Below are 11,755 nucleotides of genomic sequence, written 5' to 3' on the forward strand. Positions count from 1 at the left end.
CTCCCGAACCAGCGTGACCGTGGGCACACAGCCCGCGACGACGTCGTCGAGGAGGATCCAGGCGGCCTCCGCGGTCGACCCGCCGATCTCCGTCGTGTGCGGGTCGGGCGCGTCGTGCGGCACCCAGCCGTCGTACACGATGCGGAGGCTGTGGGCGTCGACGCGCCGGCCGAACCGCCAGGCGCGCGCCTGATGGACGGAGTAGACACGGGCGGTCTCGCCGACCGTCACGGGCAGCCCGGTCTCCTCGTAGACCTCGCGCACGACCGCGTCGCGCGGATCCTCCCCGTGGTCGAGTCCGCCGCCGGGAAGCGTCCAGAGCTGGTCGGACGTGACGGACTCGGCGAGGCGGCTGAGCAGGATGCTCGTCCGCTCGCCCTCGCCGCGCAGGATCACGGCGTAGGCCCCCACCCGCTGCACCTCGGGCAGCCGCCGTCGGCGCCCGGGAGCCCGACCGGCCATCAGCTGAACGGGGGCCGGTGGTCGAGGGCGATCGAGCGACGCCCGGCCCAGCGCCACAGCCGCGCCGAGCGGTCGCGGTCGTCGTCGGTGACCAGGTTGCCCATCCACCGCAGTGCCAGTGTCATGAGCCGGTCGGACCGCATGCCGGCGGGGCCGAGCGCCGGGACGAGGCGGGGCACCGTCGCGATCCCGGCGAGGCGGCGAGCGATCGAGAACGCCTCGCCGTAGTGGTGGCGCAGCAGCGCCGGCCACGACGTCGCGAGGTCGTCACGCTCGGCCAGCATCTCCGCGACCATCCGGCCGGTCTCGAGCCCGTAGTCGATGCCCTCGCCGTTGAGCGGGTTGACGCAGGCCGCGGCGTCCCCGATGAGCGCCCAGTTGGGCCCGGCCACGCCCGAGACGGCGCCGCCCATCGGCAGCAGCGCCGAGGCCTGGGCACGCAGCTCGCCGTCGAGCTCGAAGGACTCGCGACACTGCTCGGCGTAGTGCCGCATGAGCGGCTTGATCGCCACCGCTGCCGGCCGCTTCGCCGTCGCAAGCGTGCCCGCGCCGAGGTTCACCTCACCGTTGCCGAGCGGGAAGATCCAGCCGTAGCCGGCCAGCGCCGCACCGCTCTGGTCACGCAGCTCCAGGTGGCTGCTGATCCACGGGTCGTCGGACCTGCGCGAGGCGACGTAGGACCGGCCGGCGACGCCATAGACCGTGTCGCGGTGCCATTCCCGACCGAGCGCCTTGCCGAGGGGTGAGCGGACGCCGTCGGCGACCACGAGCCTCTCGCAGCGGACCTCGACAGTCTCGTCCGCTCCCCCGGCCGACGGGACCGCGAAGATCACCGCGGCGACCCGGCCACCGTCACGCCGCACCCCGAGGGCGCGCACGCCGTCGACGGCGCGAGCGCCGCTCTTGATCGCGACCGTCCGGAGGTGGTCGTCGAGCTCGGTGCGCGGCACCGCCGACCCCCAGTCGGGCAGGGTGCCGCCCGGCCAGCGCAGCTCGAGGGTCTGCTGGAAGCCGTGGGCCCGCAGGCCGTGGTTGACGGTATGGGCCCGGAGCCAGTCCTCGAGGCCGAGGCCGAGCAGCTCACCGATCGCTCGTGGGGTGAGGCCGTCGCCGCAGGTCTTGTCCCGCGGGAACGTCGCCGCGTCCGTCAGGAGTACGTCGACCCCCGACCGCGCCAGCCAGGCGGCGGCCGCGGAGCCGGCGGGCCCGGCGCCCACGACCAGCACGTCGGTCGCGGCGGGCAGCGTGGCGGTCATGCGGGAAGGCTACCGGCCGCCCGCCGGGGCCGGTCACGGGTGCCGGTAGGAGTGGTGCGACAGCAGGTGGACCTTCGCCTTGGCGCACCCGGTGGTCGGATGCACGACGTACTGCGACTTCGTCGCGTTCGGGACGTAGACGCGGAAGCCGTCGACATGGGTCGGCGTGCACGCCTTCTTCGGGAAGTTCGCCGCCACCACCTCATCCACGGCGCTGCGGATCGTCTTCTGGGGCTTGACGACGAGCGTGTAGGCCTTCCCGATCCGGTCCGCGGCTGCTCCGATCTGGGTGCCGTTCCCCTTGCCGACGTACGACAGACCGCCGAAGCCGCCCGTCCGGCAGGCGTGCCCCGAGACGTTCGTGAGCACGATCCACCCGTAGCGGTGGCCGGCACCCGCGTCGCTGTAGCGGTAGCTCGCCTTCAGGTCGGTGTTGCCGCAGGCCGGGGTGTCGCTCGCCTGCGCAGCGGTGACGCCGACGAGACCGGCGCCGATCGTGCCGAGGGCCACCGCTGCGGCGGCCGTGTGTGCGTACCTCATCAGGTTCGCTCCCTCGCATCCACGTGGGGCCGCGTTGCCCCACGCTTGCTGGGACGCGAGAACCGTGTGGGAGGTTGCCGAGACGCAGCAGGCCCCCGTCACCGACGTCGGTGACGGGGGCCTGCTGTCAGGACTCAGTTCTGATAGGAACCGAAGTCGAAGTCGTCCAGCGCGACGGCCTGGCCGCCGTTGGCACCGAACTCATAGTCATAGGAGTCGTAGCCCGTGACGGCGTACGCCGCCGCGCGGGCCTCCTCGGTGGGCTCCACCCGGATGTTGCGGTACCGCTCGAGGCCGGTACCCGCCGGGATCAGCTTGCCGATGATCACGTTCTCCTTCAGACCGCGCAGCGAGTCCGAGCGGCCGTTGATGGCGGCGTCGGTGAGGACGCGGGTGGTCTCCTGGAAGGAGGCCGCCGACAGCCAGGACTCCGTGGCCAGCGAGGCCTTGGTGATGCCCATCAGCTCGGGACGACCCGAGGCCGGGCGACCGCCCTCGGAGACCACGCGGCGGTTCTCCGCCTCGAAGTCGGTCCGGTCGACCAGGTCGGACGGCAGCAGGTTGGTGTCACCCGACTCGAGCACCGTGATCCGGCGCAGCATCTGCCGCACGATGATCTCGATGTGCTTGTCGTGGATCGACACCCCCTGGCTGCGGTACACCGCCTGGACCTCGTCCACGAGGTGCTGCTGCGTGCGCCGGACACCGAGGATGCGGAGGACCTCCTTCGGGTCGGGGGTACCGACCGTGAGCGGCTGGCCGACCTCGATGTGGTCGCCGTCGGCCACCCGGAGGCGGCTACGGCGCGACACGACGTACTCCTGGACGTCCGAACCGTCGTCGGGGGTGACCAGGACCTTGCGGGCCTTGTCGGTCTCCTCGATCTCGATCCGGCCGGCGACCTCGCTGATCGGAGTGACACCCTTCGGCGTACGCGCCTCGAACAGCTCGACGACGCGGGGCAGACCCTGCGTGATGTCGTCGGCCGACGCCACACCACCGGTGTGGAAGGTACGCATCGTCAGCTGCGTGCCGGGCTCACCGATCGACTGGGCGGCGATGATGCCGACCGCCTCGCCGATGTCGACGAGCTTGCCGGTCGCCAGGGAGCGGCCGTAGCACTTCGCGCAGGTGCCGGTGCGGGCCTCGCAGGTGAGGACCGAGCGGACCTTGACCTCGGTGATGCCCGCGGCGACGAGCTCGTTGATCTTCACGTCGCCCAGGTCCTCACCGGCGCCGGCGAGGACCTCGCCGGTCTGCGGGTGGAGGATCTCCTCCGCCGCGGCCCGGGCGTACGCCGCGGTCTCGGCGTTCTCGTCCTTGACGACGGTGCCGTCGGGGTCCACGCGACCGATGGTCTTCGGCAGGCCGCGCTCGGTGCCGCAGTCGTCCTCACGGATGATGACGTCCTGCGACACGTCGACCAGACGACGGGTGAGGTAGCCCGAGTCCGCCGTACGGAGCGCGGTGTCGGCCAGACCCTTGCGGGCACCGTGCGTCGAGATGAAGTACTCGAGCACGGAGAGACCCTCGCGGAAGTTCGACTTGATCGGCCGCGGGATGATCTCGCCCTTCGGGTTCGCCACCAGACCACGCATGGCGCCGACCTGGCGGATCTGGTTGAAGTTGCCCGACGCACCCGAGGTGACCTGCATGAAGATCGGGTTCTTGCGGTCGAAGGCCTTCTCCATGGCCTCACCGACCTTCTTGGCCGCCTCGGTCCAGATCTCGACGAGCTCCTGACGGCGCTCCTCGTCGGTGACGAGACCGCGCTCGAACTGCTTCTGGACCTTCTCGGCCTGCTTCTCGAACTCGGCCAGGATCTCGGCCTTGTCCGGCGGCGTGGTCACGTCGTCGATGGAGACGGTGACGCCCGAGCGCGTGGCCCAGTGGAAGCCGTTGTCCTTGAGCGCGTCCAGCGACGCCGCGACCTCGACCTTGGTGTAGCGCTCGGCCAGGTCGTTGATGATCGCGCCGAGCTGCTTCTTGCCGACCTCGTAGTTCACGAACGGGTAGTCCGCGGGCAGGGTGTCGTTGAAGACCACCCGGCCGAGCGTCGTCTCGAGCACGATCGCGTCGCCCTCGGTCCAGCCCTCGGGGAGGGCGAGCCCGAGCGGCGGGACGATGTCGTCGAGCCTGATCCTGATCTTCGACTGCAGCGTGATCTCGCCGTGGTCGAACGCCATGATCGCCTCGGCCGGCGACGAGAAGGCGCGCCCCTCACCCGGCTGCTCGTCGCGGTCGGAGGTCAGGAAGAACAGACCGATGATCATGTCCTGGGTCGGCATGGTCACCGGACGACCGTCCGACGGCTTGAGGATGTTGTTGGTCGAGAGCATCAGGACGCGGGCCTCGGCCTGCGCCTCCGCCGACAGCGGCAGGTGGACCGCCATCTGGTCGCCGTCGAAGTCCGCGTTGAAGGCGGTGCAGACGAGCGGGTGCAGCTGGATGGCCTTGCCCTCGATCAGCTGCGGCTCGAACGCCTGGATGCCGAGGCGGTGCAGGGTCGGCGCGCGGTTGAGCAGGACCGGGTGCTCGGTGATGACCTCTTCGAGGACGTCCCACACGACCGGTCGGGCGCGCTCCACCATCCGCTTCGCGGACTTGATGTTCTGCGCGTGGCTCAGGTCGACCAGCCGCTTCATCACGAACGGCTTGAAGAGCTCCAGCGCCATCTGCTTCGGCAGACCGCACTGGTGCAGCTTCAGCTGCGGACCCGACACGATGACGGACCGGCCCGAGTAGTCGACGCGCTTGCCGAGCAGGTTCTGACGGAAGCGACCCTGCTTGCCCTTGAGCATGTCGGACAGCGACTTCAGCGGCCGGTTGCCCGGCCCGGTGACCGGGCGACCGCGACGGCCGTTGTCGAAGAGCGAGTCGACGGCCTCCTGCAGCATCCGCTTCTCGTTGTTGACGATGATCTCGGGCGCGCCGAGGTCGAGGAGCCTCTTGAGGCGGTTGTTGCGGTTGATGACGCGGCGGTACAGGTCGTTGAGGTCGGAGGTCGCGAAACGGCCACCGTCGAGTTGGACCATCGGACGCAGGTCCGGCGGGATGACCGGGACGGCGTCGAGCACCATGCCGACCGGCTTGTTGCCGGTCTTGCGGAAGGCGTCGACGACCTTGAGGCGCTTGAGCGCGCGGACCTTGCGCTGACCCTTGCCGTTGGCGATGGTGTCGCGCAGGTTGTCGACCTCGGCGTCGATGTCGAAGGTCTCGAGGCGCTTCTGGATCGCCGTGGCGCCCATGTGGCCCTCGAAGTACTTCCCGAACCAGTTCTTCATCTCGCGGTAGAGGAGCTCGTCACCCATGAGGTCCTGGACCTTGAGGTTCTTGAACGTCTCCCACACCTCGTCGAGGCGCGAGACCTCACGCTCGGTGCGGTCACGGAGCTGCTTCATCTCGCGCTCCGCGCCGTCCTTGACCTTGCGCTTGGCGTCGGCCTTGGCGCCCTCCGCCTCGAGCGCGGCCAGGTCGGCCTCCAGCTTGGCGGCGCGGTCGTTGACCGCGACGTCGAGGCGGCCGGTCAGCATCTTGCGCTGCTGGTCGACCTTGGCCTCGAGCGAGGACAGGTCGCGGTGACGCGCGTCCTCGTCGACGTAGGTGATCATGTAGGCCGCGAAGTAGATGACCTTCTCGAGGTCCTTCGGCGCGAGGTCGAGCAGGTAGCCCAGGCGCGACGGGACGCCCTTGAAGTACCAGATGTGGGTCACGGGAGCGGCGAGCTCGATGTGGCCCATGCGCTCACGACGCACCTTCGAGCGCGTCACCTCGACGCCGCAGCGCTCGCAGATGATGCCCTTGAAGCGGACGCGCTTGTACTTGCCGCAGTAGCACTCCCAGTCCCGGGTGGGACCGAAGATCTTCTCGCAGAAGAGGCCGTCACGCTCCGGCTTGAGCGTGCGGTAGTTGATGGTCTCCGGCTTCTTGACCTCGCCGTGGCTCCAGGCGCGGATGTCCTCCGCAGTGGCCAGGCCGATCTTCAGCTGGTCGAAGAAGTTCACATCAAGCACGATGGCTGTTGTCCTTCGTTAGTTCTGTAGAGCAAAGACTGTGTTGACCGAGGGCCCGCCCCGTGCTCCGGGAGGTCGCTGGACGACCTCCCGGAGCACGGCGACGGCGTCACCTCAGACTTCTTCGACCGTGCTGGGCTCGCGGCGCGACAGGTCGATGCCGAGCTCCTCGGCGGCGCGGAAGACGTCCTCCTCCGCGTCACGCAGCTCGATCGACGTGCCGTCCTGGCTCAGGACCTCGACGTTGAGGCACAGCGACTGCATCTCCTTGACGAGGACCTTGAACGACTCCGGGATGCCCGAGTCGGGGATGTTCTCGCCCTTGACGATCGCCTCGTAGACCTTCACGCGGCCCGGGACGTCGTCCGACTTGATCGTGAGCAGCTCCTGGAGGGCGTAGGCGGCGCCGTACGCCTCCATCGCCCAGACCTCCATCTCGCCGAACCGCTGGCCACCGAACTGGGCCTTACCGCCCAGCGGCTGCTGCGTGATCATGGAGTAAGGGCCGGTGCTGCGCGCGTGGATCTTGTCGTCCACCAGGTGGTGGAGCTTGAGGATGTACATGTAGCCGACCGCGACCGGCTCCGGGAACGGCTCGCCGGAGCGGCCGTCGAAGAGCCGGGCCTTGCCGTCGGTGCCGACCACGCGCATGCCGTCGCGGTTGGGCAGCGTCGCGCTGAGCAGGCCGGTGATCTCGTCCTCGCGCGCACCGTCGAAGACCGGGGTGGCCACCTTGGTGCCCGGCTCCGCCTTGTCGGCGTGGATCTTGATCAGGCGCTGCTTCCACTCGGCGTCGTCGGGATCGCCGGACAGGTTGAGGTCCCAACCCTGCTGGGCGAGCCAGCCGAGGTGGAGCTCGAGGACCTGGCCGATGTTCATACGACGCGGAACACCGAGCGGGTTGAGCAGGACGTCGACCGGGGTGCCGTCCTCCATGAACGGCATGTCCTCGACGGGCAGGATCTTCGCGATGACGCCCTTGTTGCCGTGGCGGCCGGCGAGCTTGTCACCCACGGAGATCTTGCGCTTCTGCGCGACGTAGACGCGCACCAGCTGGTTGACACCCGGCGGGAGCTCGTCGCCCTCCTCGCGGTCGAAGACGCGGACACCGATGACGGTGCCCTCCTCGCCGTGCGGCACCTTCATCGAGGTGTCGCGGACCTCGCGCGCCTTCTCACCGAAGATCGCCCGGAGCAGGCGCTCCTCGGGGGTGAGCTCGGTCTCGCCCTTCGGGGTGACCTTGCCGACCAGGATGTCCCCGGTCGTGACCTCGGCACCGATGCGGATGATGCCGCGCTCGTCGAGGTCGGCCAGCATCTCCTCGGAGACGTTCGGGATGTCCCGGGTGATCTCCTCGGGGCCCAGCTTGGTGTCGCGGGCGTCGACCTCGTGCTCCTCGATGTGGATCGAGGTGAGGTAATCCTGCTGCACCAGACGCTGGCTGAGGATGATCGCGTCCTCGTAGTTGTGGCCCTGCCACGACTGGAAGGCGACCAGCAGGTTGGCACCCAGCGCCATCTCGGCACCCTGGGTCGCCGGGCCGTCGGCCAGCGGGGTGCCGACCTCGACGCGGTCGCCCTCGTCGACCAGCGGGTGCTGGTTGACGCAGTTGCCCTGGTTGGAGCGCTGGAACTTCTCGAGGCGGTACGTCGTGTACGTGCCGTCGTCGTTGAGGGTCTCGATCAGGTCGGCCGAGACCTCCTTGACGACACCCGCCTTGCTCGCCACCAGCACGTCACCGGCGTCGACCGCTGCGCGGTACTCGATGCCGGTGCCCACGAGGGGGCTGTCGCTGCGGACCAGCGGAACGGCCTGGCGCTGCATGTTGGCGCCCATCAGCGCGCGGTTGGCGTCGTCGTGCTCGAGGAACGGGATGAGCGCGGTCGCGACCGAGACCATCTGGCGCGGCGAGACGTCCATGTAGTCGATCTCGTTCGCGAGGATCTCGGCGACCTCACCGTCGCGCTGGCGGACCAGGACGCGCTCGTTGACGAAGCGACCCTCGTCGTCGAGCTGCGCGTTGGCCTGGGCGATGACGTAGCGGTCCTCGTCGTCGGCGGTGAGGTAGTCGATCTCGTCGGTGACCCGGCCGTCGACAACCTTGCGGTACGGCGTCTCGACGAAGCCGAACGGGTTGATCCGACCGAAGGAGGCGAGCGAGCCGATCAGACCGATGTTGGGACCCTCAGGGGTCTCGATCGGACACATGCGGCCGTAGTGCGACGGGTGGACGTCGCGGACCTCCATGCCGGCGCGGTCACGGGAGAGACCACCCGGGCCGAGGGCCGAGAGACGACGCTTGTGCGTCAGGCCCGCGAGCGGGTTGTTCTGGTCCATGAACTGCGAGAGCTGCGAGGTCCCGAAGAACTCCTTCAGCGCCGCAACGACCGGGCGGATGTTGATCAGGGACTGCGGCGTGATCGCCTCGACGTCCTGCGTGGTCATCCGCTCACGGACGACGCGCTCCATGCGGGCGAGGCCGGTGCGGAGCTGGTTCTGGATCAGCTCGCCGACCGTGCGCATGCGACGGTTGCCGAAGTGGTCGATGTCGTCGGCCAGGACGTCGGTCGGACCGGCCGGCATCTCCAGCTGCGTGCGGCCGTCGTGGAGCGCCACGACGTACTTGATCGCGGCCACGATGTCGTCGACGGTCAGCGTCTGCTGGTCGAAGGCCTCGGTCAGGCCGAGCTTCTTGTTGACCTTGTAGCGGCCGACCTTGGCGAGGTCGTAGCGCTTCGGGTTGAAGTAGTAGTTGTTGAGCAGCGTCTGCGCGGCCTCGCGCGTCGGCGGCTCGCCCGGACGCAGCTTGCGGTAGATGTCGAGCAGCGCGGCGTCCTGGTCGGCGACGCTGTCCTTCTCGAGGGTCAGCATCATCGACTCGTACTCGCCGAACTCCTCGCGGATCTGCTCGTTGGTCCAGCCGAGGGCCTTGAGGAGAACCGTGACGTTCTGCTTGCGCTTGCGGTCGAGGCGGACACCGACCAGGTCCCGCTTGTCGATCTCGAACTCGAGCCAGGCACCTCGGCTCGGGATCAGCTTGGCGGTGTAGATGTCCTTGTCGGACGTCTTGTCGGCGGTGCGCTCGAAGTAGACGCCCGGCGAGCGGACGAGCTGCGAGACGACGACACGCTCGGTGCCGTTGATGACGAAGGTGCCCTTGTCGGTCATGAGCGGGAAGTCGCCCATGAAGACCGTCTGGCCCTTGATCTCACCGGTGTCGTTGTTGGTGAACTCGGCGGAGACGTAGAGCGGCGCGGAGTAGGTGAAGTCCTTCACCTTGCACTCCTCGACGGTGTACTTCGGGTCGTAGAACACGGGGTTCTCGAACGAGAGGGACATCGTCTCGGAGAAGTCCTCGATCGGGGAGATCTCCTCGAAGATCTCCTCGAGGCCGGACTTGGTGCTGACGTCCTCACCCGCGTCGAGGCGGGACTGGACGTGCTCCTGCCAGCGCTCGTTGCCGACCAGCCAATCGAAGCTGTCGGTCTGGAGAGCGAGGAGCTGAGGGAGCTCGAGAGGCTCCTGGATCTTTGCGAAAGAGATGCGGCGAGGGTTGTGAGAACCCGAGGAGGTGCTGCGCGCGGCCAAGAGGAATCCTTCGACGAGGTTCGCAGGTGGAATAGCACTGCCCCCCACTCCATCCGCCACCGGGCAGGCAGACGGGCATCTGAGGGCATGCGCAAAGCGCAACACTACCCGAGAAGACGGCGCGGCTCAACACCGGAAGCCCGGTCGACATCGGTGGGCGACGTTCGTCGCCGACGATGATGCGCCGTCCGGGTCCTCAGGTCAAGCACATCCGGTGAATCCGGAGGGCGATTCCCCCGCCCTCGCCGACTCCACGGCGTCGTCTGTCACTCCCCTGCCGCGGACGTCTCCATGTTGTCGACCAGCCACCGGCCGCCCTCGTCGACCATCGTCAAGGTGACGTAGTTCTGGTAGGCGATCGGCTTCGAGGTCTTCGCGTTCGTCGTCGGCCGGTCGACGAAGACCAGCACCTGCACCCGGTCCTTCGAGACCCGGACGATGCCGGCGTCCACGGGCGGGTTCGTGGTGACCACGGTCTTGAGGTGCGGAGCGTTGTTCTTGATCTCGGCGAACAGCGGGTCGTAGCTCTTCTTCCGGTACGACGACGTCATGTAGGCGTGCGCACGCTGCTCGTCCTTCGCCAGGTGGCGGTAGTCGTAGGACAGGATCGGCACGACCGCCGCCTTCGCCGCCTGAAGCGCGGCCGCGGCGTGCTCCTCGACGAGGGTCACGTGGTCGTGGGTCAGCGGCTTGCCGTAGCTGCCGTCGAGGGTGCTCGTGGTGGTGTTCTTGTTCTCCGCGGTGATCACCTTCGTCTCCGAGGATCCACCGCTGACGAGCACGATCACCGCGGCCACGGCGGCGGCGACGGCCACCACGCCGACGGCGGCCAGGACCCAGAACGGCGGCGCCGAGCGTACGCCGGCCTGCCGGGTCTCCCCTCGGTCGCTCGTGCCGTCCGCCGGTTCGTCGGTGGGCGCCTGGTGAGCGTCGCTGCCTGGCACGGCGTCCTCGGCCGCGACAGGCTCGGTCGAGGTGGCGAGGCTCTCCGCCGCGTCCGACTCGTCGGACTCCTCGGGCTCCGCTGCCTCGGCGGCCTCCGCCTCGCGGGTGGCCAGCTCACCGTCGTACGCGGCGCGCTTCTTCTCGTCGAGCAGCACCGAGGCGGCCTCGCTCAGCGTGCGGAAGCGCCGGTCGGTGGGGTCGAGGTCGGCGACGGCCGCCTTCCAGGCAGCGCGGATCTCGTCGGTCGAGGCCGTGGGCTCGACGTCGAGGAGGTCGTACCAGGTCGGAGTCATCATCGTGGAGGTCACTGTGCCACCCCCGACGAGCCCGTCCCAGTGGAGGCGGGCTCGGCCGAGGCCCAGTTGTCGACCTTCCAGGCGCCGTGGGTCTTCACGAGATCGACGTCGACCCGGAAGAGCTCGCGCCCGGCGACCGTGCGCTTCGTGGTGCCCTTCTTCGGGACCGTCACGCTGATCTGGCCGGCCACCAGCACGGTGGCGGTGTCGTCGTCGATCGCCGCGACGCCGGTCTGGTAGACCTTGGCCGTGCGGCCGATCTTGTTGCCGGCCACGGTCGCCTCGGCGTAGACGACGCCCTGCTCGAACTGGGTGGTGAACTTCGCCGTCAGCATCTTCTCCACGGCCGTTCGGTAGGACGGCATCGTCTTGCCGTCCTTGCCGAGCATCTGCGGGCCGTAGGTGTTGACCGTGACCATGAACCGGCTCGCGAGCGCCATCGCGCTCTCGCGGCTTGAGACGAGCGAGGAGTCCTGGTCGTCACCGCGGGTGAGACGCCACCCGAGGACCCCCGCCGAGGCGCACAGCACCGCCACGAGGACGGCGAGCGTCCCCCAACGCAGCCCGGCCGACGCCGGCGAGACCCCCGGCCGCGAGGTCTTCTCGGTCGTCCCGGCACCGCTCAGGTCGCTCGGATCGGTTGCGGTGGGCATGG

At 68.9% G+C, this 11,755-nt stretch carries 7 protein-coding genes; all 7 read right to left on the reverse strand.

The annotated features are described in order from the left end of the window. A partial coding sequence (locus AB3X52_RS06685) for an NUDIX hydrolase (protein WP_367992544.1) occupies positions 1 to 462 on the reverse strand: 462 nt, incomplete at its 3' end. Continuing rightward, complete coding sequence (locus AB3X52_RS06690) at positions 462 to 1,718, reverse strand: geranylgeranyl reductase family protein (RefSeq protein WP_367992546.1); 1,257 nt, start codon at positions 1,716 to 1,718, stop codon at positions 462 to 464. The genes AB3X52_RS06685 and AB3X52_RS06690, both read right to left, overlap by 1 nt. Before the next feature lie 33 nt (positions 1,719 to 1,751). Next, positions 1,752 to 2,258 (reverse strand): DUF4232 domain-containing protein, encoded by a 507-nt coding sequence (locus AB3X52_RS06695; protein WP_367992548.1) that lies wholly within the window; start codon positions 2,256 to 2,258, stop codon positions 1,752 to 1,754. 134 nt (positions 2,259 to 2,392) lie between these two features. Further along, positions 2,393 to 6,271 carry a DNA-directed RNA polymerase subunit beta' gene (locus AB3X52_RS06700; RefSeq protein ID WP_367992550.1) on the reverse strand — a complete coding sequence of 1,293 codons (3,879 nt, stop codon included), beginning with the start codon at positions 6,269 to 6,271 and terminating at the stop codon, positions 2,393 to 2,395. 114 nt (positions 6,272 to 6,385) lie between these two features. Continuing rightward, positions 6,386 to 9,859, reverse strand: a complete 3,474-nt coding sequence (rpoB, locus tag AB3X52_RS06705; RefSeq protein ID WP_367992552.1) for a DNA-directed RNA polymerase subunit beta — start codon at positions 9,857 to 9,859, stop codon at positions 6,386 to 6,388. Between the two features lie 266 nt (positions 9,860 to 10,125). Beyond that, the gene (locus tag AB3X52_RS06710; RefSeq protein WP_367992554.1) at positions 10,126 to 11,100 is read right to left on the reverse strand and encodes a J domain-containing protein; all 975 of its coding nucleotides are present in this window, start codon (positions 11,098 to 11,100) and stop codon (positions 10,126 to 10,128) included. An 8-nt stretch (positions 11,101 to 11,108) separates the two neighbouring features. Further along, positions 11,109 to 11,753 carry a hypothetical protein gene (locus AB3X52_RS06715; RefSeq protein ID WP_367992556.1) on the reverse strand — a complete coding sequence of 215 codons (645 nt, stop codon included), beginning with the start codon at positions 11,751 to 11,753 and terminating at the stop codon, positions 11,109 to 11,111. Positions 11,754 to 11,755 lie beyond the last annotated feature (2 nt).

It is taken from the genome of Nocardioides eburneus (assembly GCF_040838215.1).
Taxonomy (GTDB): domain Bacteria; phylum Actinomycetota; class Actinomycetes; order Propionibacteriales; family Nocardioidaceae; genus Nocardioides; species Nocardioides eburneus.

What these genes read in the sequence shown, in the direction of transcription:
- AB3X52_RS06715 (WP_367992556.1), bottom strand. Translation starts at nt 11,753, where the DNA reads ATGCCCACCGCAACCGATCCGAGCGACCTGAGCGGTGCCGGGACGACC.
- AB3X52_RS06710 (WP_367992554.1), bottom strand. Translation starts at nt 11,100, where the DNA reads ATGATGACTCCGACCTGGTACGACCTCCTCGACGTCGAGCCCACGGCC.
- AB3X52_RS06695 (WP_367992548.1), bottom strand. Translation starts at nt 2,258, where the DNA reads ATGAGGTACGCACACACGGCCGCCGCAGCGGTGGCCCTCGGCACGATC.
- AB3X52_RS06690 (WP_367992546.1), bottom strand. Translation starts at nt 1,718, where the DNA reads ATGACCGCCACGCTGCCCGCCGCGACCGACGTGCTGGTCGTGGGCGCC.